This is a genomic window from Kitasatospora sp. NPDC093558 (assembly GCF_040683475.1).
Taxonomy (GTDB): domain Bacteria; phylum Actinomycetota; class Actinomycetes; order Streptomycetales; family Streptomycetaceae; genus Kitasatospora.
Window position 1 is genome coordinate 1 of the sequence record NZ_JBFBDY010000053.1, and the last position, 24,602, is coordinate 24,602.

The 24,602-nt window shown below is 73.8% G+C and carries 21 protein-coding genes, 1 tRNA gene, 1 pseudogene and 1 riboswitch; of the genes and pseudogenes, 6 read left to right on the top strand and 17 right to left on the bottom strand.

Annotated features, from left to right (window positions below):
• Positions 1–348 precede the first annotated feature (348 nt).
• Positions 349–765, top strand: coding sequence for an SsgA family sporulation/cell division regulator (locus AB0O00_RS08670; RefSeq protein ID WP_363649548.1), 417 nt, complete (start codon positions 349–351; stop codon positions 763–765).
• A gap of 89 nt (positions 766–854) precedes the next feature.
• Here AB0O00_RS08670 and AB0O00_RS08675 read toward each other — a convergent pair whose 3' ends face one another.
• The 5 genes from AB0O00_RS08675 to AB0O00_RS08695 all read right to left on the bottom strand — a co-directional run bounded on the left by AB0O00_RS08675 (position 855) and on the right by AB0O00_RS08695 (position 6,551).
• Positions 855–2,252 (bottom strand): glycosyltransferase 87 family protein, encoded by a 1,398-nt coding sequence (locus AB0O00_RS08675; RefSeq protein ID WP_363649550.1) that lies wholly within the window; start codon positions 2,250–2,252, stop codon positions 855–857.
• 160 nt (positions 2,253–2,412) lie between these two features.
• Positions 2,413–3,951 (bottom strand): cellulose binding domain-containing protein, encoded by a 1,539-nt coding sequence (locus AB0O00_RS08680; protein WP_363649552.1) that lies wholly within the window; start codon positions 3,949–3,951, stop codon positions 2,413–2,415.
• Positions 3,952–4,145: 194 nt separating this feature from the next.
• The gene (locus AB0O00_RS08685) at positions 4,146–4,373 is read right to left on the bottom strand and encodes a hypothetical protein (protein ID WP_363649554.1); all 228 of its coding nucleotides are present in this window, start codon (positions 4,371–4,373) and stop codon (positions 4,146–4,148) included.
• Between the two features lie 25 nt (positions 4,374–4,398).
• On the bottom strand, positions 4,399–5,814 hold the full coding sequence (locus tag AB0O00_RS08690) for a HAMP domain-containing sensor histidine kinase (protein WP_363649581.1): 1,416 nt from the start codon (positions 5,812–5,814) through the stop codon (positions 4,399–4,401).
• Between the two features lie 32 nt (positions 5,815–5,846).
• Complete coding sequence (locus AB0O00_RS08695) at positions 5,847–6,551, bottom strand: response regulator transcription factor (RefSeq protein WP_363649556.1); 705 nt, start codon at positions 6,549–6,551, stop codon at positions 5,847–5,849.
• Between the two features lie 155 nt (positions 6,552–6,706).
• On the opposite strand from AB0O00_RS08695, the gene AB0O00_RS08700 reads away from it, so the two are divergent.
• A complete protein-coding gene (locus AB0O00_RS08700; RefSeq protein ID WP_363649558.1) occupies positions 6,707–7,246 on the top strand; it encodes a hypothetical protein in 540 nt (179 codons plus the stop codon).
• 37 nt (positions 7,247–7,283) lie between these two features.
• Here the strand turns inward: AB0O00_RS08700 and AB0O00_RS08705 are convergent.
• Positions 7,284–7,727: pseudogene (locus AB0O00_RS08705) on the bottom strand (VOC family protein); the annotation flags it as partial.
• A gap of 482 nt (positions 7,728–8,209) precedes the next feature.
• Between AB0O00_RS08705 and AB0O00_RS08710 the strand changes: the two are divergent.
• On the top strand, positions 8,210–8,671 hold the full coding sequence (locus AB0O00_RS08710; RefSeq protein WP_218200569.1) for an Lrp/AsnC family transcriptional regulator: 462 nt from the start codon (positions 8,210–8,212) through the stop codon (positions 8,669–8,671).
• A 43-nt stretch (positions 8,672–8,714) separates the two neighbouring features.
• On the opposite strand, the gene AB0O00_RS08715 is transcribed toward AB0O00_RS08710, so the two are convergent.
• From AB0O00_RS08715 to AB0O00_RS08735, 5 genes are all read right to left on the bottom strand, one after another.
• Positions 8,715–9,521, bottom strand: coding sequence for a S16 family serine protease (locus AB0O00_RS08715; protein ID WP_363649560.1), 807 nt, complete (start codon positions 9,519–9,521; stop codon positions 8,715–8,717).
• A 27-nt stretch (positions 9,522–9,548) separates the two neighbouring features.
• Complete coding sequence (locus AB0O00_RS08720; RefSeq protein ID WP_359960406.1) at positions 9,549–10,199, bottom strand: helix-turn-helix domain-containing protein; 651 nt, start codon at positions 10,197–10,199, stop codon at positions 9,549–9,551.
• A 397-nt stretch (positions 10,200–10,596) separates the two neighbouring features.
• The gene (locus AB0O00_RS08725; RefSeq protein WP_363649562.1) at positions 10,597–11,034 is read right to left on the bottom strand and encodes a DUF2752 domain-containing protein; all 438 of its coding nucleotides are present in this window, start codon (positions 11,032–11,034) and stop codon (positions 10,597–10,599) included.
• 2 nt (positions 11,035–11,036) lie between these two features.
• The gene (locus AB0O00_RS08730) at positions 11,037–11,309 is read right to left on the bottom strand and encodes a TM2 domain-containing protein (RefSeq protein WP_363649564.1); all 273 of its coding nucleotides are present in this window, start codon (positions 11,307–11,309) and stop codon (positions 11,037–11,039) included.
• Between the two features lie 186 nt (positions 11,310–11,495).
• Entirely contained in the window at positions 11,496–13,352 is a 1,857-nt protein-coding gene (locus AB0O00_RS08735) for a DEAD/DEAH box helicase (RefSeq protein WP_363649565.1), read from the bottom strand.
• A gap of 284 nt (positions 13,353–13,636) precedes the next feature.
• Here AB0O00_RS08735 and AB0O00_RS08740 point away from each other — a divergent pair, with 284 nt between their 5' ends.
• On the top strand, positions 13,637–14,095 hold the full coding sequence (locus tag AB0O00_RS08740) for an SsgA family sporulation/cell division regulator (protein WP_363649567.1): 459 nt from the start codon (positions 13,637–13,639) through the stop codon (positions 14,093–14,095).
• Between the two features lie 62 nt (positions 14,096–14,157).
• Here the strand turns inward: AB0O00_RS08740 and AB0O00_RS08745 are convergent, their stop codons facing one another.
• The 3 genes from AB0O00_RS08745 to AB0O00_RS08755 are packed head-to-tail and all read right to left on the bottom strand — an operon-like array spanning position 14,158 to position 18,610.
• On the bottom strand, positions 14,158–16,707 hold the full coding sequence (locus AB0O00_RS08745; RefSeq protein WP_363649569.1) for a rhomboid family intramembrane serine protease: 2,550 nt from the start codon (positions 16,705–16,707) through the stop codon (positions 14,158–14,160).
• Positions 16,704–18,029: an alpha/beta hydrolase-fold protein gene (locus AB0O00_RS08750; RefSeq protein WP_363649571.1), complete on the bottom strand. Its 1,326-nt coding sequence runs from the start codon at positions 18,027–18,029 to the stop codon at positions 16,704–16,706. Before AB0O00_RS08750 ends, AB0O00_RS08745 begins: the two co-directional genes overlap by 4 nt.
• The gene (locus AB0O00_RS08755) at positions 18,026–18,610 is read right to left on the bottom strand and encodes a class F sortase (RefSeq protein ID WP_363649583.1); all 585 of its coding nucleotides are present in this window, start codon (positions 18,608–18,610) and stop codon (positions 18,026–18,028) included. Before AB0O00_RS08755 ends, AB0O00_RS08750 begins: the two co-directional genes overlap by 4 nt.
• A 462-nt stretch (positions 18,611–19,072) precedes the next feature.
• On the opposite strand from AB0O00_RS08755, the gene AB0O00_RS08760 reads away from it, so the two are divergent.
• Positions 19,073–20,389 (top strand): hypothetical protein, encoded by a 1,317-nt coding sequence (locus AB0O00_RS08760; protein ID WP_363649573.1) that lies wholly within the window; start codon positions 19,073–19,075, stop codon positions 20,387–20,389.
• Positions 20,390–20,392: 3 nt separating this feature from the next.
• Here AB0O00_RS08760 and AB0O00_RS08765 read toward each other — a convergent pair whose 3' ends face one another.
• Both AB0O00_RS08765 and AB0O00_RS08770 read right to left on the bottom strand, forming a co-directional pair.
• A complete protein-coding gene (locus AB0O00_RS08765; RefSeq protein ID WP_363649575.1) occupies positions 20,393–21,829 on the bottom strand; it encodes an MFS transporter in 1,437 nt (478 codons plus the stop codon).
• 94 nt (positions 21,830–21,923) lie between these two features.
• On the bottom strand, positions 21,924–22,238 hold the full coding sequence (locus tag AB0O00_RS08770) for an SMR family transporter (RefSeq protein ID WP_363649577.1): 315 nt from the start codon (positions 22,236–22,238) through the stop codon (positions 21,924–21,926).
• 45 nt (positions 22,239–22,283) lie between these two features.
• Positions 22,284–22,358, bottom strand: a riboswitch (guanidine-III (ykkC-III) riboswitch).
• Positions 22,359–22,445: 87 nt separating this feature from the next.
• On the opposite strand from AB0O00_RS08770, the gene AB0O00_RS08775 reads away from it, so the two are divergent.
• A tRNA-Cys gene (locus tag AB0O00_RS08775) sits at positions 22,446–22,517 on the top strand.
• An 86-nt stretch (positions 22,518–22,603) separates the two neighbouring features.
• On the opposite strand, the gene AB0O00_RS08780 is transcribed toward AB0O00_RS08775, so the two are convergent.
• Positions 22,604–24,602: xanthine dehydrogenase family protein molybdopterin-binding subunit (locus tag AB0O00_RS08780; RefSeq protein WP_363649579.1), on the bottom strand; the 1,999-nt coding region annotated here is incomplete at its 5' end.

Consider the following 24,602-nt stretch of genomic DNA (forward strand, 5'->3'; position numbering starts at 1 on the left):
CGCGGGCGGCCCGGGGCGCGGCGGGCGGCTACGCGGTCGGTGCGTGCGGGGGCATCACCGGAAGGGCGGACAGTCGCCGGGCAGTCACAAAGGGTAGTACGCCGGCGGGCGTGCGACGGAAATCCGGCGAATCCCGGACACCGGGGGCCCGTCCGGGGTATGGGATCCGACCGCGCCGCCCCCTGGCGCACGGATGCGATCACGCGCCCCCGCCTCCCCGGTTCACACCCCGGGCCGAACTTCCCGAAGAAATTCCGGAAACACGAGTAAGAGCCGGTGCGGACCGCTCTCTCAAAGGTCACAGGGCCCGGAACCGGGCACGAACCGAAGGCAGAGAGGAAGACGATCATGGAGCGTCCCGTCGGAGTGGTCGAGCACGAGCTGGAGCTCAACCTGGTGCTCTCCCCCGAGCGCAGCGTCCCCGTGGCGGCCCGGCTGTCGTACGGCAGCCACGACCCGTACGCGGTCTACATCACCTTCCACCTGGACACCGGCTCGCCGGTGACCTGGGTGTTCGCCCGCGAGCTGCTGGTCGAGGGCACCTTCCGCCCGTGTGGCCAGGGCGACGTGCGAATCTGGCCGACCCGCTCGGGCCGGCGCAGCGTGCTGTGCCTGGCGCTGAGCTCGCCCGCCGGGGACGCGCTGCTGGAGGCGCCGCTGCCGGTCGTCGCGGCCTGGCTGGAGCGGGCGCACCGGCTCGTCCCGCCGGGCAGCGAGCTGGCCGCGCTGGACATGGACGGCTCGCTCGCCGAACTGCTCGCGTGAGGATGCGCCCCGACGGGGGCACCCCGCCGGCCGGCACCCGGCCGACCCGCAGCACCCCGCCCGGCACACCCCGCCCGGCGCGGTGCGGCTCAGCGGGCCGCGGGGGCCTGCTGACGCTCGTGCGCGGCACCGGGGCCGCCGTCGCGCTGCCCGGGCAGCCGGACGACCGGCGCGCCGCCGGCCCGCCGCCGCGCCCTTATCCGGATGGCGGCGGCGAGCAGGAAGCAGAGCCCGACCCACGGGTAGACGGAGGTGGGCAGCTGGCGCAGCGGTCCCATGTGCAGGACGGCCGGCCCCTGCGGCTTGGCGGCCCACATCGCGAAGGAGAAGAACGCGAGGAGCGTGGCCCAGAACGCGGCCCGCCAGCGGACCTTGCGGACGGCCGCCGGCCTGGCGTGCTCGGCGGAGGCCTCGGCGGCGAGCAGGACGAGCACCGGCACGCACCACACCCAGTGGTGGGTCCAGCTGATCGGGGAGATCAGCACGGCGGTGACGGCGGCGCAGCAGACGCCCCACGCCTCGGCGCGCGGCAGCCAGCGGGAGCTGCGGGCGGCCCAGGCGGCGACGAAGAGCCCGGCGAGGGCGGCCGTGCCGGATGCGAGGGTGGCGAGGGTGCCGGGATCGGCGGTGTGCAGGAGGCGGGCGAAGGCGCCGCGCAGCGACTGGTTGTCGACGATCTGGGTCTTGCCGACCCTGGAGGAGTCGTAGAGGTACTTGGTCCAGAAGCCCCAGGTGGCGTCGGGCAGCGCGACCGCGCCGATCAGGAACGTGCCGAGGAAGGTGAGGCCGGCCACGAAGGCGGCCCGGATCCGGCCGGTAAGCAGCAGGTAGACGGCGAACAGGCCGGGGGTGAGCTTGAGGCCGGCGGCGATGCCGATCGCCATGCCCTTGCTGCGGCGGGCGTCCGGGCGGGTGAGGTCCCAGAGGATCAGGCAGGCGAGCGCGAGGTTGATCTGGCCGTAGCGCAGCGTGGTGAACACGGGTTCGAGCCAGACCCCGCAGCCGGTCACCAGGATCACGCCGAGCGGCCGCAGTTCGCGGCGCGGCCAGCCGACCAGCTTGAACGACAGGTGGGTGAGCAGGGCGAGCAGCCCGAGGTTGCCGAGAGTGATCGCCACCCGCAGGAATGACACCGGGAACCAGGTCGTGGGGACGAACAGCATGGCCGCGAACGGGGGGTACGTCGCGGGCAGGTTCCACTCGGTGACGCGCAGCGCGTACAGGTCGGTGCCGTTGGCGACGGCCGCGCCCTCGGCCCGGTAGACGATCATGTCGACCATCGAGGTGTGCACGAAGTGGCGGACCACGGCGTACACGACCAGGGAGAGCAGCGCCAGGGCCGAGACGGCCAGCAGCGGCCGGCGGGGGGCCTCGCGCAGGGCGCGGACGGGTGCGCCGAACGTGTGCTTCAGCCGTTCCGACAGGGGGCCGGGCGAGGGGTCGGGTGCGGTCCGCACCGGGCTGCGCTCGTCTTGCACCGCTGTCACTGTCCACTCCGTCCACCGCTCGGCCAACCAGCGACGATACCGGATGCCCGCCTGCCGGGCCCGGGCACGGACGATCACGCAGGGTGACGAAAGCCCCGGCCGGGCGTGCTCCGTCGAGGATCCGAGCACGCCCGGCCGGGGCACGGGAGGGAGGCGGAGGTCAGCCGGTGTACGCGCCGAAGGCCCGGGTGAAGTCCAGCGGCTGCTGGACGATGCTGCTGCAGCTCGCGTCGGCGTAGGCCTTCGCGCCGCCGTCGCAGGCCTTGTCCCGGGTGCCGGACCACATGGCCAGCCAGGCCAGGTGCTTGCCCGCGGCGAAGTCGGCGAGCTGCTTGGCGTCGGCGACGGTGAACACCTCGCTGGCGACGTCGTTGACGCCGATCATCGGGGTGACCGCGACCTTGCGCCAGGCGGCCGCGTCGTCCAGCCCGAGCACGCTCTTCACCTGGGCCTGGGTGGCGGTGGCCGCGGCGATCGCGTAGGTGCCCATCCGGCCCTGCGGGTTCGGGGCGACGCCGTCTCCGAAGTCCATCGCCATGATGTTGACGGCGCCGATCGCGACGCCCTTGGCCTTGGCGTCGGCGACGAGGTTGACGCCGTCCTGGGTCAGGCCCGAGGGCAGCGCGGGCAGGGTGAAGGAGACGTCCAGCGGCCGGCCCTTGGCGGCGGCGGTCCGCTGGAGCTGGGCGATGGCCTGGGCGCGGCGGTCGTTGGCCGCGGCGTCGGCGATCGCGCCGCCCTCGACGTCGAAGTCGATGCGGGTGAGGCCGTAGGCGTCGACGACCTTCTGGTACGCCGCGGCGAGGTCGGCGACGGAGGAGCAGGCGGCGGCGAGCTCGGTGCCGTTGGCGCCGCCGAAGGACGCCCGGACGTCACCGCCGGCCGCCCGCAGCGCGCCGACCTGGGCGGCCACGGCGTCGGTCGCGAGGTCGCTCACGCCGCCCCACTTCGGGGTGCAGCCGCCGCCGGAGACGACGAACGCGAGGTTGAAGTTCTTCACGCCGGTGGCCTTCGCGGTGGCGACCAGGTCGTAGGGCGGGTAGAGCGAGGTGTCGACGTACGGGGCGAAGCCGGCCCCGGCGCCGGCCGGGGGCACGGGCACACCGGTCGCCGTGGGGGTGGCGGTCGGGGTGGGCGCCGGGGTTGTCGGCTTGGCGGTGGCGGTGGCGGTGGCGGTGGGGGTCGCCGTCTCAGTGGGGGTGGCCGTGGCGGTCGGACGGCCCGACGGCGTCGGCACGCTGCCGTCACCGCCCTTGCAGGACGTCCGGTTGATCAGGCAGTTGCCCGGCTCGCCCTGCGCCGCGCCGGCGCCCTGCGCGACGAACCCGACGACGACGCTCCTGCCCGGCTCCAGCCGCTTGTCCCACGACTCCGGCCGGACGGTGACGTGCTGCCCGTCGGCGGTGAAGGTCGCGTTCCAGAGCGAGTCGATCCGCGCCCCGGCCGGGAGGTCGAAGGTGAGCGTCCAGTCGTCGATCGCCTCGGCGTCCGGGTTGGTCACCAGGTACTGGCCGGTGTAGCCGGAGTCCCAGGTGCTGGTCCGGCTGTAGACCGCGCCGAGCGAGGCGGCGCTCGCCGAGGAGGCGAGGACGACGGCGCCGCCCGCCACGAGCGCGGCGGCGACCGCCGACGCCCCGATGACGGCGCCCTTGCGGCTGCGCCTGCGGTGGCCGGAACGGCGGTCGGTCTGGGTCGTCATGGGCGCGCTACCTCCGCGGGTGCCTACGGGTGGACCGCCGGCCGGACGCGGGTGCGTGCAGGCGTCCGGACGGCCGGCCCGGCTCGGTCGGGTGACCGGCGCGACCGACGCTAGCGGCGCCGGAGGGCCGGAACGGGCCTGCTCAGCGAGCGGTAGAACTCCCTTAGGCCGCCGTTAAGGAAGACGGCGGAGCGTCAGTCGGCGTACACGCTGAGGAAGTACGCGGCGGCCTCCGGCTCCAGCACGGTGCCCAGCCGACCGGCCAACACCGCGAGTTGCCCGGCGTCCAGCGGGAAGCACGCCGTCATGTCCGGGTGGTCACCGACCAGCCGGACGGCGTCAGCCTCGGTGAACCCGGGCAGCGGGTACTCGGCGAGCAGCCCGTCGCCGTCCCGTTCGAACGCCTCGACGTACCAGCCCATCCCGTGAACTCCCTTATGCGAAGGACTACTTCTGGAACAGCGCGCCACGGCTGCGGCGGCGGCCGATCCGCGGGGAGACGACATCGGTCCGGGTCCGCAGGCGCAGGTGGATCTCGGCGCCGCCGAGCACCGCGGAGCGGCCGAGGGCGAGGTCGCCGCCGGTGGACTCGGCGAGCTTGCGGACGATGTCCAGGCCGAGGCCGGTCGAGCCCTCGCCGCCGTGGCCCTCGCCGCGCTTGAGGGCGGCGGCCGGGTCGCTGAAACCCGGTCCGGCGTCGCCGACCAGGACGATGACCGAGCAGTCCGTCGCGAGGACGTCCACCGAGAACGCGGTGCCGACGGCGGTGTGCCGGAACACGTTGCCGAGCAGCGCGTCCACCACCGCGGCCAGGTCGCCGCGCTGCACCGGTACGGGCAGGGCCCGGTCGGCCCCGGCGAGCTGCCAGCGGCGGCCCTCGTCCTCGGCGAGCGCGGACCAGAAGCCGACCCGCTCGCGGATCACCTCGGCGAGGTCGCAGCCGACGGCGACGGCGGGCGTGTCCGCGGGCGCGCGGCGGGCGGAGCGGATGATCTGGTCGACCTCGCGCTCCAGCTGGGCGACGGCGTGCCGGGTGGCGTCGGCGGCGTCGCCGTCGCCGAGCGAGGCGGCGTTGAGCCGCAGCACGGTGAGCGGGGTGCGCAGCCGGTGCGACAGGTCGGCGGCCAGTTCCCGTTCGGCGGCGAGGAGTTGGACCACCCGGTCGGCCATCGTGTTGAACGCGTGGCCGGCCTCGCGCAGTTCCTCGGGGCTGCCGACCGCCACCCGGCCGTCGACCGGCACCCGGACGGCGAGGTCCCCCGCGCCGAGCGAGCGGGCGGCGGCGGCGAGCCGGCGGGCCGAGGCGACGATCCGGGTGCCCATGCGGTCGGCGACCAGCACCGAGATCGCGACCAGGGCGAGCGCGACCGCGGACAGCACCAGCCAGGCGGTGGTGACGCCGCGGGTGAGGTCGCCGTCGGCCACGAACACCTCGACGACGGCCGTCCGGCCGGTGTCCACCGCGACGGGCTGGAGGAGCGCGTAGCCGCCGGGCACCCCGACGGTGAAGGAGCGGCCCTGCCCGCTCGCGGTGGAGACGTCGGCGGCGGCGGCCCGGGCCTGACCGATGGTCGGCCCGCCGGGGCCGCCGTCCCCGGGGGCGATCGCGGGCGGCACCTTGGCGGGCAGGTGGACGGCCATCCGGCTCTGGGCGCCCGCGTCGGTGCTGGCGAGGGCGCGGTCGATGGCGTCCTGGTCGGTGGTGATGGCGAGGGCCGGGCCGAGCGCCGCGGCCTGCCGCTCGGCCGCGGTGAAGGCGCGGTCCCTGGCGGTCTGCTGGACCATCAGGCCGAGCGGGATGAGGAAGGCCAGCGCGACCATGGTGGTCCCGGCGACGGCGGCCTTGATCAGGGCCCAGCGCAGCGAGTGCCCGAACCGCCTGACGTCCGGCCGCCTCATGTCCTGGGCTCCCCCGGACCCCCGGCGGCCTCCAGGCGCACCCCGACGCCGCGGACGGTGTGCAGGTAGCGGGGGCTGGAGGCGGTCTCGCCGAGCTTGCGGCGCAGCCAGGAGAGGTGGACGTCGATGGTCTGGTCGCCGCCGTAGGTCTGCTGCCAGACCTCGGCGAGGATCTCCTTGCGCGGCACCACGACGCCGGGGCGGGCGGCAAGGAAGGCCAGCAGGTCGAACTCGCGGCGGGTCAGGTCGAGCAGCCGCCCGTCCAGGACGGCCTCGCGGCGCTGGAGGTCGATGGCCAGTCCGCCGACCCTGAGCACCTGGGCGACGGGGGCGGCGCCGCCGCCGATCCGGCGCAGCACGGCGGCCATGCGGGCGCTCAGGTGCTCTCCGGAGAAAGGTTTCACCAAGTAGTCGTCGGCGCCGTCGTTGAGCAGCCGGACGATCTCGGCCTCGTCGTCCCGGGCGGTGGAGATGATCACCGGCACGTTGGTCAGCCCTCTGATCATCTTGAGCGCCTCGCTGCCGTCCAGGTCCGGCAGCCCCAGGTCGAGGATCACCAGGTCGCAGCCGACCTGGGCGACCTCCCGCAGCGCCTCCAGGGCCGTGCCCACGCTGCGGACGGCGTGACCGGTGTCGGTCAGGTGCCGGATGAGCGCGGAACGTACGAAGGGGTCGTCCTCGACCACGAGCACTGTTGCCATGGGCCTGCACGGTACGCCATGGGCGTGCACTGGTCTGTACCTCGGGGGTGGGTCGGGGGCGGGCGGGGACGCGGCCCGGACATTGTGCAACTCCCCTTCCTATTAACGGGGGTGCCGGTCCGCCCGGGTACCGGGTACGGCAGGATGTCCGCACGATGCGGAACGGACTGGTACAACTCGGCGCCTGGGCGGCGGCCACCGGGGCGGCGGTGGCGCTGTCCTGGTTCGGCGTGCACGCCGTGCTGACCGGCGCCGCGTTCGAGCAGCCCAAGGCGCTGCCGCTGCCCTCCCCGGCCACCGACGGCGCCCCGCGCACGCCGACCGCGAGCCCGGCCGAGGAGCGGTCCGCGCCGCAGCCCGAGGCGTCCGCCCAGCCCGCCTCCCCGTCCGCCACCACCCCCCGCGCGCCGACACCCACGCCCGCCGCCCCGCCGTCCTCGCACCGCCCGGTGCCCGTGACGACCACGGCGACGTCCTCGGTGAAGAGCTACCCCGTACCCGGCGGCCGGGTCGCCCTGGACATCCGCCCGGACCGCGCCTCGCTCGTCTCGGCCACCCCGGACCCGGGCTGGCAGATGCAGGTGTGGAACGGCGACCAGTGGATGCGGGTGGACTTCACCAAGGACAACCAGGCCAACTCGGTGTTCGTCTACTGGAACGGCCACCCGCCGGTCGTCGAGACCGCGGTCCGCTGACGCCCCGCCCGGGGGATCACCACCCCCGGAACCTCTCGAACCCCGGCAGGTAAGGCCCGGCGTAGCGCGAGCGGTCCACCAGCGTGTGCCGCGTCCCGCCCGGCACCCGGATCGCGGCGAGCACCACGGTGCCGTGGCGGTCCCGCACCTCGTACGGCTCGGCCAGCGAGGCCGCGCCCCGGTCCACCGCGTAGTCGTACGCGTAGTACACGTCCGGCACGCCCACCGCGAGGTCCAGCACGCCGTCCCCGTGCCGGGCCAGGTACCTCGCCAGCTCCCGCCCGCGCGGGCCGATCACCTGCACCAGCGAGGTGATCACGAACCGGGTGCCGGGCGCGTCCAGCACGTACGAGACCGTCTCCGGCTCGCCGGTCTCGGGCCCCGCGTAGGCGGTGCAGCGCAGGCCGAGCGCCTCCATGTAGCGCCGGGCGGCCCGCTCGGCGTCGCCGACCGCGAAGACCACCGCGTCGGCACGGCCCATCGGGACGAGGTCGGGCTCCTCGCCCACCGCTGCGCGCCGGGCCGGTGCCCCGAGGCCCCTCGGCCGTCGGAGGGGTCCGGCTGCGGTGTCGGTCATGACGTCCTCCCGGTGGGCGTACGGGACCGCGACGGATGCCCCGCCCGCCGGTGTGGGGCCCGGTGGCACGGGGTCGTGGCTGGAGGGTGGCGCCGGGCCGACCTGCGCGCAACTGTTCCGTTTCATCCTGGTCAAGCTGTGCGCCGGGGCGCGAGAATCGGCCGCACCGCTGTACAGAATGCCCACCGGAGGACGGAGCCGCGATGCCCCCCGACCAGCCCCCGAGCTCCCCCGGCTCGCCCAACTCCCCCGCCCCGCAGGGCCCTTCCGCCACCGCACAAGCCACCGCGCAGGCCGCCACGCAGGCCACCGCGCCCACCTCCGCACCCACCACCGCACCCGTCGCCGGCCCGCCCCCGGGCCCGCCCGGCGGCACGAACGACGCGATCGACGCGCTGGACGGCCGGCTGATCCGCCTGCTCGCCGAGGAGCCCCGGATCGGCGTGCTGGAGTGCTCGCGCCGCCTCCAGGTGGCCCGCGGCACGGTGCAGGCGCGGCTGGACCGGCTCCAGGCCAAGGGCGTGATCGGCGGCTTCGGCCCGGAGGTGGACCCGGCCGCGCTGGGCTACCCGGTGACGGCCTTCGCGACCCTGGAGATCTCCCAGGGCCAGGGCGCGGACGTGCGGGCCCACCTGGCGAGCGTGCCCGAGGTGCTGGAGCTGCACACGATCACCGGCGCCGGGGACATGATGGTGCGGATCGTGGCCCGCTCCAACGCCGACCTCCAGCGGGTGATCGACCGGGTGGTGGGCTTCGACGGGATCGTCCGCTCGTCGACGGCGATCGCCCTGGAGAACCCGGTGCCGTACCGCATCCTGCCGCTGGTGGACCAGGCCGCCGCCGAATAGGGCCGATCAGGCCGGAGCCAGGCCGGAGCCGGTCAGGAACCGGTCAGCAGGACGGGACGCTGCCGCCGCTCTTCAGCGCGTCCAGCGCCGAGACCGCCTCGGCCAGCGTGCCGACCGGCACCAGCCGCAGCTGCGCGGGCTTGTTGACCCCGGCGTCCGTGCACTCGTCCTTGGGGAGCAGGAACACCGTCGCGCCGTCCCGCGCGGCGGCCTGCGTCTTCAGCGGCACGCCACCCACCGCACCGACGACGCCCTGGTCGGTGATGGTGCCGGTGCCCGCGATCTTCAGCCCGCCGGTGAGGTCGCCGCCCTTGCCGTCGCCGGCCAGCTTGTCGATGATCCCGAGCGCCAGCATCTGGCCGGCGCTCGGGCCGCCCACGTCGCCGAGGTCGACCTTCACCTTGACCTGGTCCGGCGACAGGTGCAGGTAGCCGAGCGCGGCCGCGGTCGCGCTGTCCTGCGACTCGGTCATCTGCAGCGCCGTCTCCTGCTCGGCCTTGGCCGGGTTGCTCTGCGGGTACACCGACTCGGTCGGGCGCACCGCCTCGTTCGGGTCGAACCAGGCCTCCAGGGAGCGCCAGAAGGTCGTCCGCTCCCCCGGGTTGGTGGCCGAGATGGTGACCATCCGCAGCTCGCCCTCGGTGGTGCGCAGCGGCGCCCCGGTGATCGTGAGGACGGGCTTGTCGTGGTAGGTGCCGAGGGTGTCCGCGGTCAGGCCCGGCCAGGTCAGCGTGTACGGCAGCGGGACGAACCCGGCCACCCCGAACAGCGCGGCGACCAGCACCCCGCAGAGCGCGAGCGCGCGGGTCCGCGGGGCGGTCAGGGCCTTGGTCAGCTTGGAGTCGGACACAGGAGGAATCCAAACACACCGGAGGCCCTACCTGAGCGCGTCGGCCACCTCGGTCGCGGCCTCGACCACCCGGGGTCCGACCCGCTCGGGCACCAGCCCGTTCAGCATCACCACTCCGACGCTGCCCTCGACGCCGCTCAGCCCGAGCAGCGCGGCGGCCGCGCCGCAGGCCCCGGACTGCTCCTCCGCACGGGTGATGACGAAGCCCTGTTCGGGCCGCCGCTGATGGGGGAAGGTGCGCGCCTCCAGGATCGCCCGGCCGGCGGCGCTCTCGGTGAGCGGGTGGCGCAGGCCGGTGCGGTAGGCGACGTGGAAGTCCGTCCAGCTGGGTTCGACGACGGCGACGGCGAGCGCCTCGTTGCCGTCCACCAGCGTGAGGTGGGCGGTGGCGCCGAGGTCCTCGGCCAGGCTGCGCAGGGCCGGCAGGGCGGCCTCGCGCAGCAGCGGGTGGACCCGGTGGGCCAGGCGCAGCACGCCGAGGCCGACCCGGGCCCGGCCGCCGATGTCGCGGCGGACGAGTCCGTGCTGTTCGAGGGTGGCCAGCAGCCGGTAGACGACGGTCCGGTTGACGGCCAGCCGGGCGGCCAGTTCGGTGACGGTGAGGCCGCGCTCGGAGTCGGCGAGGAGCTTGAGCACCCGGACGCCACGGTCCAGGGTCTGGGAGGTCTCGGCTGTCACGACGGGCAATCCTTTCCGCGGCAGCTCACGGGCCGGCGGGGGCCGGTCCGGGGTGGGATTTCGCGCGCAGATGGGGGTGGCGGCGCTCGGGTCACGCAGTGCGGATCCGGTGCGAAGCCATGACGCCCGTGCGAGCCCTGCGGCGCCCGTCTCTCGGGGGTGGCCCGGCGGAAGAGCGTGTGGGAAAGGTAGTGAAGGAAATGTCGCGACGGAAGTGGTTGTCCAAAATTCGGTCGTGATCGATTGCGAAGCCCGGAACGAATCGGGGCAAAGGACCGTGAATCCACCGCCCCACCCGGCCGCTAGTTCGACCACAGTCCGAAGTCCGGACACTTCCGGTTCCGGGGGGCTTCGGGGGGCGGGTTCGCGGAGCCGTACCGCCGGGCGCGCGGGGCGCTCACCAGAGGTTGCGGAACACCGTCCAGGCGATCGCGGCGCCGAGCACCGCCGCCGTGCCGCGCCGCCCGAGCGGCGGTCGCCAGCTGCGGCCGGCCAGCCCCTCGCGCAGCCAGGTCACGTACATCAGCGCGACCAGCGGGAGGCAGACCAGCAGCATCGCGTTGTCGTGGAACGCGGCGGCGAGGTCGCCGTGCAGGAGGTCGTACGTCATCCGGGTGCCGCCGCAGCCGGGGCACTGCAGCCCGGTGATCCGGCGCCAGGGGCAGAAGGGCAGCGCCTGCCCGGGCAGGTGGGGGTTGCGCGTCCACAGGTAGGCCGAGCCGGCCAGGCCGCCGAGGAGCACGGCCAGCGGCGGGCCCGCGGTGCGCAGGCGCGCGGGCACGGCGAAGCCGCCCCGGCCGGAGCCGGGGCGGCGTGCCGTGCGTGGCGCAGTCAAGGTCAGCCGCGCAGCAGACGGCCCTGGGCGTCCGTGCGGTCGTTGCTGACCAGGAACATGATGCCGTCGATCAGGGCCCAGAAGCCGAGACCACCGCAGGTCAGCAGCTGGGCGATGCCCATGCCGATGTGACCGGTGTAGAAGCGGCCGATGCCGAACCCGCCAAGGAAGAGCTGCAGGATGCCCGCGACGATCTTCGACTTGTCGGAGTACTCCGGCTGGCCGGGGTACGGCTGACCCGGGTACGGCTGGCCGGGCTGAGGGGGGTACGACACGTTCGCTGTGCTCCTTCAGTAACAATCCCGAGGGCGATGAGGCCCTCCCCCGGACGGGGCACGCGGAACACTATCGGATGATCAGACCGATCACCCCACCAATTCCAGTAGCTATACCGGAATGTCATAACGGGTCACCGGACGCCGGATTCCCCTTACCGAACGGGGGAATCCACTGACGTACCGTTACTTCGCCCATTCCCGGATTCGGGCGATCCGCGCCTTCAGCTGATTCGCCGTCGCCTGCGCGGTCAGCGGGCCGCCGCACTCGCGGCGCAGCTCGTTGTGGATCGTGCCGTGCGGCTGGCTGGTGCGGTGGTGCCAGGCGGCCACCAGCGCGTTCAACTCCTTGCGCAGCTCGCGCAGTTCCTGGTGGGTGACGACCGGACGCTGCTCGGCCGGCAGCTCCAGCAGGTCCGCCTCCTCGGCGGGCTTGGTCTTGCTGCGCTGGATCTGCCGGTGCTGGCGCTTCTGGAGCAGCATCTGCACCTGGTCCGGCTCCAGCAGGCCCGGGATGCCGAGGTAGTCCTCTTCCTCCTCGCTCCCCGGGTGGGCCTGCATGCCGAACTCCATGGCGTTGTACAGCACCCGGTCGAAGACCGCGTCGGAGCCGATCGCCTCGTAGGAGAACTCGTCGCCGCCCGCGCCGTCCGGGCCGTCGTTGGCCCGCTCGGCCTCGGCGAGCAGCCGGTCCTCCTCGTCGAACAGGCCCTCGCCCTCCTTCTTGGGGCGGTCCAGCACGTGGTCGCGCTGGAGCTCCATCTCGTTGGCGAAGCCCAGCAGCATCGGGATGGTCGGCAGGAAGACCGAGGCCGTCTCGCCGCGCTTGCGGGCGCGCACGAAGCGGCCGACGGCCTGGGCGAAGAACAGCGGGGTGGAGATCGAGGTCGCGTACACCCCGACGGCCAGCCGGGGCACGTCGACGCCCTCGGACACCATGCGGACCGCGACCATCCAGCGGGAGGTGCCCTCGGAGAAGTCGGAGATGCGCTTGGACGCCTCGGCCTCGTCCGAGAGCACCAGGGTGACCTTCTCCCCGCTGATCTCGCGCAGGATCTTGGCGTACGCGCGGGCCACCGTCTGGTCGGTGGCGATGACGAGCCCGCCGGCGTCCGGGATGGCCTTGCGGACCTCGGTCAGCCGCCGGTCGGCGGCCTGGAGCACGGACGGGATCCACTCGCCCTGCGGGGCCAGCGCGGTGCGCCAGGCCTGGGCGATCAGGTCCTTGGTCATCGGCTCGCCGAGCCGGGCCTCCAGCTCGTCGCCGGACTTGGTGCGCCAGCGCATGTTGCCGCTGTAGCTGAGGAAGATCACCGGGCGCACGACGTGGTCGGCGAGCGCGTGCCCGTAGCCGTAGGTGTAGTCGGCGACGGACTTGCGGATGCCGTCGCTCCCGGCCTCGTACTGGACGAACGGGATCGGGTTGGTGTCCGAGCGGAACGGCGTACCGGTCAGCGCGAGCCGCCGGGCGGCCGGCTCGAAGGCCTCGAAGCAGGCCTCGCCCCAGGACTTCGAGTCACCGGCGTGGTGGATCTCGTCCATGATCACGAGGGTCTTGCGGGCCTCGGTCCGGTTGCGGTGCAGCATCGGGTTCACCCCGACGCCCGCGTAGGTGACCACGATGCCGTGGTAGTCCCGGGAGAGCGGCCCGGACGAGTACGCCGGGTCCAGCTTGATCCCTATGCGCGCGGCCGCCTCGGCCCACTGCTTCTTGAGGTGCTCGGTCGGCGCGACGACCGTCACCTGCTGCACGAGGTGGTTGTGCAGCAGGTACGAGGCCAGGGTGAGGGCGAAGGTGGTCTTCCCTGCGCCCGGGGTGGCGACCGCGAGGAAGTCGCGCGGCTGCGTCTCGATGTACTTGTCCAGCGCCCCCTGCTGCCAGGCACGGAGCTTGCCGGCGGTGCCCCACGGGGCACGACCGGGGAAGGCCGGCGACAGGTGGTGCGAGGAGGCGGGTGCGGCATGGCCGACGGTCCGGACGGGGGCGTCGGGACCGGGTGCGTCGGAGAAGAGCGGCATCGAGGAGGCGGCGGCGGTACTCACGGGCTCCGAAGGGGATCATCGCAGGTCAGAGGCGGTTTTGCGGCCCCGTCCCGCAGTCGGGCGGCGATCGGACAACCCGCCCAGCCTACCGGCCCCGGCGCCGTTCCAGCGCTCCGACCCGGGGTCGCCCGGGGCCCCCGCGGCCGGTGGACGGCCGGAAATCGACGTGACGCAGGTCACATCGAAAACCCTCCGGAACCGCGTAAGCGGAAGCCGGTCCCCCGCTCTCACTCGTGTGAGGCCGCACCACCGAGGCCCCACCCGACCCCAGAAGGGACCCTGCCGTGCACCACAGCACCGTCGAAGAGACCGTCCACGCCCGCCTCCTCCTCTCCCTCCACCGCTCGGTCCGCCTGCGGGTCACCCTCGGCTACCGCCCGCAGGACCCGCTCGCCGTCCGCATGGGCTTCCCCGCCGAGTTCTCCCTCGACGAGCCCGCCGACGGCCCCGGCGACGGCCCCGGCGGAGGCACCGAGGGCGCGGACGACATCGTCTGGGTGTTCGCCCGCCACCTGCTCTCGGCGGGCCTGGAGCTGCCCGCCGGGCTCGGCGACGTCCACGTCCGCCCCGGCGCCGGCCGCTGCACCATGGTCGAACTGCGGGCCCCCGAGGGCACCGCGCTGCTCCGGTTCGACACCGCCGAGCTGCGCCGCTTCCTGTGGCGCAGCCGCCTGCTCGTCCCCGAGGGCGAGGAGCACCTGCACCTGGACGCCGACCGCGCGCTCGCCGAGCTGCTCGGTTGACCGGCGGACCGGCGTCCGCGAGCGCCCCCGCGCCCACGGCCGACGGCCCCGCCGGCTCCCCGTCAGCCCGACAGCCGGCGCATCAGCCGGACCCCCTGGGCCGCCGTCAGGTGCGGCAGGTAGGCCTTGCCGATCGCCCTCGTGATGCTGGGCAGCCCGGCCGGGTCGGGGTAGGCCATGAACATCGGCCGGTACTCCGGCTGGAACTTGGACTTGAACGCGAGCAGCGAGCGGAAGCCGTACACCGGCTCCAGCACCCGGCCCATCCAGTCCAGCATCCGCTGCAGCCCGGTGGGCTCGTCCTGCCCCGAGCGGGCCAGCGGCGCGCCGGACAGCGACAGGAAGCGCGCGCCCTCCTCCTTGAAGCCGAGCGCGGCCGAGGCGATCAGGAACTCGTTCACGCCGCGGAAGCCGTCCGAGCGCCGGCGCATGAAGTCCAGCGTCCAGCCGACCGGCACGCCGTCCTCGTACACCGGCATCCAGCTGGTCAACCCGTGCACGACGCCCTGCTCGTCCACCGCCACCAGCACCCGGACGTCGGGGTCGTCCAGCTCCTCCAGGCCGCCGAGCGTGAAGCCCATCTCGGGCAGGCCCTTCTCGGAGACCCACTCCTCCGAGATCGAGCGGATCTGGTCCTTCAGCGCGAGCGGCGCCTCGTGGTAAGCCCACCACTCGGCGGTGATGCCCTGCTTGCCGGCCTTGTTGAGGGCCGTCCTGATGTCCTGCCACTTGCGGCCGGTGAAGGCCAGCTCGGGCAGCGCGACCACGGTGTCCTCGGCCACCTGCACCGAGCGCCAGCCGAGCTGCTCGGCGGCGGCCCTGGTGTCCTGGGAGACGCTGTAGAAGCACGGCGTCCAGCCGCGCGCGTCGCAGAAGCGGGCGAAGCCGGCCACCGCCCGGTCGCGGGCCGCGGGCTCGCCGAACGGGTCGCCGGTGGTCAGCGCCACCGTGTTGAGGACCCGGTAGGCGACGGCCGCCCGGCCCTCCTCGTCGAACCAGTAGTGGTTGCCGTCCCACGTGGTGATGAAGGACAGCGTCCCGCCGCCGTGCGCCGTCAGCAGCGCCCTGGCCCGCTGCGCGGCCTCGGCGTCCGTGTGCACCACCGGCCGGCGGAAGGCCAGCAGCAGCGCGGTCAGCGCGACGGCCCAGAACGCCAGCCCGCAGTACGTCTCCAGGAACCGCGCCACCGGGCCGACCGCGATCGGGTAGTCCGGCAGCAGGTCGTTGTAGGCGGGCGGCAGGAACTGCGCGGGCAGCCCGTTCACCAGCCCGCGGAACGTCGCCCCCGGCTCGAACTGCCCGGCGACCAGCACCCCGAGGACCGCGTACGCGGCGGCGGCCGCCAGCGCGGCGCCGCCCAGCACGGCCGCCAGCCGGCGGACCGCCCGGCCCGGCAGCCGCAGCCGGAACCGCTGCCGGGTGGCGAGCAGCAGGGCCGTGGTCAGCAGCGGGAGCAGCAGCGCCTCGACGAAGTACTGGATCACGTCCCCGGTGTCCGGCCCGGAGTCGTTGTACAGCCACACCAGGAGCGCCACCCACAGCAGTTCGGTGACGACGGTGATCCGCCAGGCGAACCGCAGCCCGCGGCGCAGCCCCTCGGCGAGCACCAGCAGCAGCGCCGGGAACAGCGCCGCCATCATCCGGCCCGGGGTGTCGAAGATCCGCTCGACGGCGTGCGCGCGGGCGCAGTCGTGCACCGACATCGCGCAGAAGTCGGCGACCTCCTCGGGGCTGAGCCGGTGCGAGAAGTACAGCTCGGAGAAGGTGTTGAACGGCCCGGCCGCGTTGTCGTACAGCGAGGCGATCAGCGGGCCGAAGGCGGCGGCGACCAGGCACAGCGCCACCAGCACCCGGGTCTCGGTGTGCGAGGAGCGGTGCGTGCGCAGCAGCAGCCGGCCGCGGGTGAGCAGCGCGCCCGCGCCGAGCCCGAGCAGGGCCGCGGCGCACCGCTGGACGCTCTGCAGGTGCCCGACGTACAGCGTCATGACCAGCGGCACGAGCAGCACCAGCAGGTGCATCCGGCGGCGCCACAGCACGGTGAGCCGGTAGCCGAGCACGGCGGCCAGGGCGAACAGGCCGGGGCCGGGGCCGATCGCGACCTGGTCGACCACCGAGTCGGTCCACTGCTCGCCGGCCTTGGAACCGGCCGCGACCAGCGCGGTGCCGAGCAGGGTGCCTGCGGCCTGCCCCACGACCAGCACCCCGAGGGTGCGCCACCGGCCGAGCCGCCGCTCGGCGGCCGGGCCGACGAGGAGCAGCAGCACGGTGGTGAACACGTACCCGCCGATCCCGGCGCACCAGAACAGCGAGGTGAACGGCGTCCACCAGCGGCCCTCGGCGAGGGTCTGCACGCCGGTCCCGGCCCGCTGGAGCAGCCGGGCCGACGGCCCGCCCAGGCTCCCGGTGGCCGCGCCGACGCCCCACAGGACGACGAGCAGGCCCATCGTCAGCGGGGCGGAGCGCAGCCGCGCACCGACCAGCCGGGCCGTGCGGCGCACGCGCTGCGGCCGCGGCTCCGGGGTGCGGGTGACGGGCGTACGGGTGGCCGGCTCCTGGCCCACGACCACCTCCGGCCTCGCGACGACGGGCTCGGCCGCCTGGGTGCGGCTCACCTGAGCAGTCCGGTCTGCCGGGCGATCCACGGCAGCTGCTCCGCGATGCCGATCCGCCAGGCCCCCCAGCCGTGTCCGCCCGGCAACAGGTCGAACTTGGCCTTCATACCCGCCGCCTGGACGGCTTGGTAGACCTTCTCCATTCCCGGCCGGAAGTCGTAGTCGCCGCGGCCGACGACGATCGCGACGTTGGTGTCCGGGAACTTGCGGTGGGCCATCACCGAGAGCGGGTCGACCGACTCGAACTTGGCCTGGTCACCGCCGAACGCCTTCCTGACGGTCTCGTCCCGGGAGCCCAGGGTGGGCTCCTCCTGGCCGGACATGTCGAGGACGGTGCCGTAGACGTCGGGCGCGTTGATGCCGAGCTGGAGGGCGCAGGTGCCGCCCATCGAGGCGCCGCCCACCGCCCAGGACCCGCGGCCCTTCGCGGTCTGCAGGTGCTTGTCGATCCAGTCGGGGACGTCGGCGGCCAGGTAGGTCTGCGCCTTCGCGATCTTCGAGTCCATGCAGAGCGTGTTCCCCCAGGTAGAGCCCAGCTGGTCGGGCATCACGACGATCGGTGCGAGGCCGCCGTGCTGCGCCGCGAAGGCGTCCAGCGCCTCGTTCACCTGGGCGTTGAGCACCCAGTCCCCCGGCGTCCCCGGCTGACCGGTGATCAGGACGAGGACCGGCAGCAGCGGGCGCGGGTTGGCCTGGTAGGCGGGCGGCAGGTAGACGTAGGCGCTGCGGCCGATGAAGCCGGACTTCGCCCCGGGTATGTACACCTGCGAGACGGTGCCCTTGGCGGGCAGGTCGGCCGGGCGCGCCCAGACCTCCGAGAGCGCCTTGTCCGGCGGCGCGGTCGCGGTCTGGTCGACCTTCGGGGCGATCTTCGCCCCGGTGTCGGTGAGGAACGGCGCGAGCATGATCTTGCCGCTCGGGTACTGGCCGAAGCCGATGTTGATCTGCGACGCCGCCATCAGCAGCACCAGGGAGCCGAGGCCGAGCACGAGCCCGCGGCGGCGCCAGGAGATCCCGCGGAAGCGGTAGCCGACCAGGCAGAAGCCCAGCAGGGCGACGGCTATCCACCACGTGACGTACGTCGGCGTGCCCTCCGGGAAGGGGTGCCACCAGTCGTCGACGACGGCGCCCAGCAGCAGGCTGAGCCCCGCCGCGGTGAACAGCGCGGCCGGCAGCCGGAAGCTCCACCACGAGCGCTTGCGGGCGACGGCCAGCACGAGCAGCGCGCCCCAGCCCGCGGCCAGCACGGCGTACGGGATCGGGCCGTGCGTCAGCGGCCAGTCGAGTGGGTTCCTGACGTTGGCGAGGGTGATCGGGGTCATGCCGCTTTCCCCGGCCGGGTGGTGTCGGCCAGGAAGCCGTAGGCCACGACGTTGCCTTCGTAGCCGTGCTCCTCGCTGTACGCGCCGCCGCAGGTGATCACCCGCAGCTGCGCGTCGGCGGCCTGTCCGTAGACCCGGTCGTCCGGGAAGTCCTTTCGGTCGTGCACTTCGATGGCGTACAGCTGGTAGACGGCGGTGGCGCCGTCCGCGCGGACGAATTCGATCCGGTCGCCGCGGTGGAGCGCGCCCAGGTGGTAGAAGACGGCCGGGCCGCTCTTGTTGTCCACGTGGCCCGCGATGATAGCGGTCCCCCGCTGGCCCGGGGTCGCCCCGCCGCGGTACCAGCCGGCGAGGTTGCGGTCCGCGGCGGGCGGCGCCTGGAGCCGGCCGTCGGCCTCGAGGCCGAGTCCGGTGACCGGGGCGTCGAGCTTGACGGCGGGGATGCGGATCCGGGTCGGCGTGGACGGGCCGAGCGGCGGGACGACCGACACCGGCGCGAAGCCGGTGAGGGACTGCCCGGCGCCGGGCGCGGGGGGAAGCTCGCCGGAGCCGCCGTGCAGCAGCCAGGCGCCGAGGACCATCGCGGCACCGGCCGCGAGGGTGCCCGGCCACGGGCTCCTGCGCTGTTGGGCGCCCACGGGCGCTCCCCTCTGCCGACGACTTCCCGATTCCTGGGAGTTTCCTGGGAACCAATTGAACCGGACGGGACCCTAAGGCACGTCCATACGATGGTCGTACCAATCCCCCCCAAATGGCAGGGTCAGGGCCGTCGCCCGTGCGCCGAGTGGGGACTCCGTCACGGAGCGCAACGAGGCGCCACCACACCCGGGCACTGCGGGTCGGGCCTCGCACGACCATCGACGACGTACCGGGTCCGTCCGGTTGCATCAATCGGGCGATCACTTGCGACCGTCCGTGGCGACCCGTCGACCGAATGCGTTCGCATGCCATGCTGACCCGGTCACGGGTTCTATCACCCCACTGGTCCGACCGGACTTTCGCATGCCCGCACGCCTGCCGAACGCCTCATGAACGGAGTGACCATGGACTCCCTATCCCGTCGCACCCTGCTGGCCGCCGGCGCGGCCGGCGCCGCCGCCCTGGTGGCCGGCTGCGGGACCACCGCCACCGGCGGCGGGGAGCACGCGACGGGAACCCCGGCCCCCGCCGGGACCACCGAGCAGCCCGCCACCCCGGCCCCCGCCCCCGCGCCGGCCAAGCCGCAGGTCGTCCTGATCGGCGACGGCTCCACCTCCGACACCGGCCGCCAGCCCCGCCAGCCCGTCACCGAGCGGCTCAAGCCGGGCGAGCGCCCGCCGCAGTTCGTCGTCTTCTCCTGGGACGGCGCCGGCGAACTGGACAACGGCCTGTTCGCCCGCTTCCGCCGGCTGGCGCAGGAGCACGACGCGTCGATGACCTTCTTCCTCAGCGGCCTCTACCTGCTGCCCGAGTCCAAGAAGGACCTCTACCGCCCGCCCCAGCACAAGGTCGGCGCCTCGGAGATCGGCTACCTCAGCGACCAGCACATCCACGACACGCTGGAGAACATCCACGCCGCCTGGCTGGAGGGCCACGAGATCGGCACCCACTTCAACGGCCACTTCTGCGGCTCCACCGGCGTCGGCAAGTGGTCCCCCGAGGAGTGGGACAGCGAGATCCAGCAGGCCATGGACTTCGTGACGAACTGGCGGACCAACACCGGCTTCACCGACCTGCCGGCACTGCCGTTCGACTACGGCAAGGAGCTGATCGGCAGCCGCACCCCCTGCCTGGAGGGCCAGCGCAACCTGCTGCCGACCGCCGTCAAGCGCGGCTGGCGCTACGACAGCAGCGGCAACGGCAGTCAGGTGTGGCCGCAGAAGATCCAGGGCGGCGCCCTGTGGGACCTCCCGCTGCAGTCCATCCCGTTCCCCGGGCACACCTTCCAGGTGCTGTCGATGGACTACAACATCATGTTCAACCAGTGCGGCCCCAACACCAAGGCCGACCCCGCGCTCTACCCGGGCTTCCAGGCCCAGGCCCGCGACGCCTACCTGATGGGCTTCGACCGCACCTACAACGGCAACCGGGCGCCGTACATCATCGGCAACCACTTCGAGGAGTGGAACGGCGGCATCTACATGAACGCCGTCGAGGACGTGTTCAAGACTATCGCGGGCAAGCCGGAGGTCCGGCTGGTGTCCTTCCGCCAGCTGGTCGACTGGCTGGACGCCCAGGACCCGGCGGTGCTGCGCAAGCTGCAGACCCTCGGCCCGGGGCAGGCCCCGGCGGGCGGCTGGGAGACCTTCCTCGGTACCCCGGCGGCGGCGCCGGTGCCGTCCCCGGCCGCCACCGCCACCGCCACGGCGGCCACCGGCTGACCGTCAGGCCTTGCGGACCCGGCCGGAGACCAGCGCCCCCAGCAGGGCCACCCCGGTCATCGTCAGGAAGATCACCGCGAAGGCGCCGGGCGAACCGGCGCCTTCGGCGTTCCCGTCGGCGCCCGCCGTCGAGCCGCCGCCCAGCGCCGAGAAGAGCACCCCGGCGAGGCCGACCAGCAGCACGTTCCCGAGCGCGTCGCTCATCTGCAGCGAGGCCGAGTTGGCCCCGGCGTCCTCCGGCGCGGACAGCTTCATCATCAGCACGCTGACGCTCGCGACCGTCAGCCCCATCCCGATGCCGCCGACGCCCCAGGCCACCGCCGCCGCCCAGACCGGCACGGCCGGGACGAGCACCAGCGCCGCCCCCGCGATCGCCACCGCCGTCAGCACGAAGCCGCCCCGGATCATCGCCTCTCGGAAGCGCTCGGCCCCCGGGCGGCCCTGCAGCCACGAGCCCAGCGCCCAGGACAGGCCGCCGCTGGTCAGGGTGAGCCCGGCCAGCGTCGGCGACAGGCCGCGCTGGGTGACCATCATCAGCGGGATGAACGCCTCCGCCGCGAAGAACGCCCCGGCGGCCACGCCGCGCAGCAGGATCACCGTCGGCAGTCCGCGCCCGGCCAGCAGCGTGCCCTTGGGCAGCAGCCCGAGCACCGCCGGCAGCAGCAGCGCCGCCCCGGCCGCCGCCGGGAGCACGCCGATCAGGTCGAGCCGCTGGCCCGCGTACTGCAGCAGGCCGGCGCCCAGCGCCGCCATCGCGGCCAGCACGGTCCGCCGGCGGTCGAACTCCGCGCCCTTCGGCACCGGGTGCTCGCGCTCGGAGCGGGCCAGCGCCGGGCCCATCACCGCGAGCGGCAGCAGGATCAGCGCCGGCACGGCCAGGAACACCCAGCGCCAGCCCAGGTGCTGGGTGACGGCCCCGGCGATCACCGGGCCGACGATCGAGGGCAGCACCCAGGCCGAGGAGAAGGCCGCGAAGACGGAGGGCCGCAGGCGCTCCGGGTAGGCCCGGCCGACCACGACGTACAGCGCGACGATCACCAGCCCGCCGCCGAGCCCCTGGATCGCCCGCCCGCCCACGAACAGCCACATCCCCGGCGCCGTCCCGGCCACCACCAGGCCCGCGCCGAACACCGCGATGCCGGTGAACAGCGGCCGCAGCGGGCCGCGCCGGTCGCACCACTGGCCGGAGACGACCAGGGCGAACAGCGTGGTGGTGAAGTAGCCGGAGAAGGCGAAGGCGTACAGCCCGAGGCCGTCCAGCTTGCGGGCCGCCACCGGCATCGCGGTGTTGACGGCCGTCGCCTCGAAGGCGAGCAGCAGGACCACCGACACGATCCCCAGGGTCAGGGCGCGGTAGCGGCCGCCGAGCACCCCGCCACCGGGGTCGTTCTCGACGGGTATCGGGACGGAGTCGACCGAGGTGGGGGAGGCAGTGGTCATACGTAATATCGTAAGGGCCGTCTGCGGTTTGGACCCCTGACCGGAGTCGGTGATCCACTCCGCCGCAGGACCTAGGACGCAGGCCGGGGCCGGGTCAGTGGAGCACCTTCAGGCCGACCACGCCGGAGACGATCAGCAGCAGGCAGCCGATCCGGGCCAGCGTCACCGCGTCGCCCAGGACGGCCATGCCGTAGAGCGCGGTGCCGACCGCGCCGATGCCGACCCACACCGCGTAGCCGGTGCCGATCGGGATGGTGCGCATCGCGTACGCCAGTCCGCCCATGCTCAGCAGCAGGGCGACGCCGAAGACGAGGCTGGGGACGAGGCGGGTGAAGCCCTTGGACGATTCCAGGGCGACCGCCCAGACGGTTTCCAGGACACCCGAGACGATCAGAACGAGCCAGGCCATGACGGTACGAACCTCCGCAGTCCACAGCGGCCGGATTGCCGCTGAACTGCGCCGTCTTGTCGTCACCGGGTACGACGCGCTCGTCCGGGGTGGCGGGCTGTTTTCGTTTCCCCCCGCCACCTGTCTTCGACGGTAGCACACATTGCCATACAGAATTTACAAAACTTCGTTGACCCCCTTCGCGGACTCCGCCATCCTTAATTCACTGGCCGTGTGCCCGAGTGGCTCAGGGAACCGTCTGCAAAGCGGTACACACGGGTTCGAATCCCGTCACGGCCTCGACAAAAGGAATTGCCGGTCGACTCGAAAAGTCGACCGGCAATTCCGCTTTGCGCTTTCCGGCTTTCCGGATTCCCGCCTTTGCGTCACACCGTGACGGCGTCCTCCGGCCGGATCGGCAGGCGCCCCACCGGCAGGCCGGTCGCGGCCCGGACGGCGGCGGCGACGGCCGCCGGGGCGACCACCGCGGGCACGGCGCTGACGGCCTTGGCACCGAAGGTCGCGACCACGTCCCGCTCCTCCAGCAGGGCCGCGATCCGCACCTCCGGCGTGTCCAGCGCGGTCGGCAGCCGGTAGCCGGTGAGCGAGGGGTTCTGCAGCACGCCGCCCTCGGTGCGCAGCTCCTCCAGCAGCGCCAGGCCGACGCCCTGGGCCACGCCGGCCTCGATCCGGTCCTCGATCTGCCGCGGGTTCAGCGCCCGGCCGACGTCCTGGGCGACGGTCATCTCGACCACCCGGACGGCGCCCAGCTCGATGTCCACGTCCACGACCGCCCGCATCGCGCAGAACGCGATGGAGACGAACGCGTCGCCCTGCCCGGACTCGTCCAGCGGCTCGGTCGGGTGCGGGCGGCACTGCGCGGTCGCCCACAGCTCCTTGCCCTCCAGCGCCTCGGCGACCGGCATGCCGAGCACCCCGTCGTACGAGGTGATCTTGCCGTCGGCGATCTGGAGCAGCTCCACCGACATCCCGAAGTTGGCGGCGATCGGCTGGAGCAGCTGGTGGCGGACCATCAGCGCGGCCCGCTCGACCGCGCCGCCGGACACCCAGGTGTGCCGGCCGCGGGCGGAGGGCCCGGCGATCGACTGGTCGCTGTCGGCCGGCGCGATGTAGACCTCGCCGACCCCCAGCACGGTCTGCACGATCTGCCGGGCCAGCGTCGCGAAGCCCTGGCCGGAGTCGACGGCCGCGCAGATCACCGTCGCGTGGTCGCCGCTGACCCGCACGGTCGCGGTCGACACCTCGTCCTCGCCCTCGGCGCCGAGCATGTGCACCATGCCGACGGCGTAGCCGATCCCGCGCCGCACCGCGGCCGGGTCGCCGGCGCCGCCGGGCCCGCCCGGCAGCAGCCACTCGGCGTCCGGGTCGTCCACCGGCAGCGCGGGCAGCGGTTCGGCGGCGACGGCCTCCAGCAGCGCGGTCACCGGCGCCGGGCAGGTGACGGCCTGTCCGGTGGGCATCGGGTCGCCGGTGGCCATCGCGTTGCGGCGGCGGATCTCCACCGAGTCCACGCCCACCCGGGCGGCCAGCTGGTCCAGCTGCGACTCGTAGGCGAAGCAGGTCTGCAGCGCGCCCTCGCCGCGCATCCGCCCGGCCGGCGGGTTGTTGGTGCGCACCGCCCACGCGTCCACGAAGACGTTCGGGCACACGTACGGGCCGACCGAGAACGCCGTCGCGGCGGCCAGCGCCTCGGCGGAGACGTCCGCGTAGGCGCCGCCGTCCAGCAGGATCTGCGCCTCGACCTTCACCAGCCGGCCCTCGGCGTCGGCGTGGTGGCGGTAGCGCAGCAGCGCCGGGTGGCGCGAGGTGTGGGTGTGGAAGGACTCCTCGCGGGTGAGCGTCATCTTCACCGGACGGCCGGTGCGCAGCGCCAGCAGGGCGAGGGTGACCTGGAAGGAGAGGTCCTCGCGGTCCGAGGTCGCGCCGGGCACGCCGGTGACGACGAGCCGGACCCGGTCCGGCTCCAGGCCGAGGCACGCGGCGGTGCGGTCGCGGTCGCCGTGCGGGTCGGTGGAGGACAGGTGCAGCTCGACGCCGCCGTCCGGGCGCGGCACGGCGAGGCCGGCCTCGGGGCCGAGCGGGGCCGGGTCCTGACGGCCGACCTGGTACAGGCCCTCGACGATGATCTCGCCGGCCGCGTCCGGGTCCCCGCTGCGCAGCGGCAGGTGGCGGAACAGGTTGCCGTCCGGGTGCAGCGGCGGGGCGGTGAAGGCCTGTTCGGGGTCGGTGACGGCCTCCAGCGGCTCGTACTCGACGACGATCAGACCGACCGCCAGCCGCGCGGTGTCCGGGTGGTCGGCGGCCACCGCGGCCACCGGCTCGCCGTGGTGGCGCACCACGCCGGAGGCCAGCACCGGCCGGTCG

Coding starts and splice junctions, on each gene's coding strand:
- AB0O00_RS08670 (WP_363649548.1), top strand. CDS start 349: ATGGAGCGTCCCGTCGGAGTGGTCGAGCACGAGCTGGAGCTCAACCTG.
- AB0O00_RS08680 (WP_363649552.1), bottom strand. CDS start 3,951: ATGACGACCCAGACCGACCGCCGTTCCGGCCACCGCAGGCGCAGCCGC.
- AB0O00_RS08685 (WP_363649554.1), bottom strand. CDS start 4,373: ATGGGCTGGTACGTCGAGGCGTTCGAACGGGACGGCGACGGGCTGCTC.
- AB0O00_RS08695 (WP_363649556.1), bottom strand. CDS start 6,551: ATGGCAACAGTGCTCGTGGTCGAGGACGACCCCTTCGTACGTTCCGCG.
- AB0O00_RS08700 (WP_363649558.1), top strand. CDS start 6,707: ATGCGGAACGGACTGGTACAACTCGGCGCCTGGGCGGCGGCCACCGGG.
- AB0O00_RS08750 (WP_363649571.1), bottom strand. CDS start 18,029: ATGACCCCGATCACCCTCGCCAACGTCAGGAACCCACTCGACTGGCCG.
- AB0O00_RS08755 (WP_363649583.1), bottom strand. CDS start 18,610: ATGGTCCTCGGCGCCTGGCTGCTGCACGGCGGCTCCGGCGAGCTTCCC.
- AB0O00_RS08760 (WP_363649573.1), top strand. CDS start 19,073: ATGGACTCCCTATCCCGTCGCACCCTGCTGGCCGCCGGCGCGGCCGGC.
- AB0O00_RS08765 (WP_363649575.1), bottom strand. CDS start 21,829: ATGACCACTGCCTCCCCCACCTCGGTCGACTCCGTCCCGATACCCGTC.
- AB0O00_RS08770 (WP_363649577.1), bottom strand. CDS start 22,238: ATGGCCTGGCTCGTTCTGATCGTCTCGGGTGTCCTGGAAACCGTCTGG.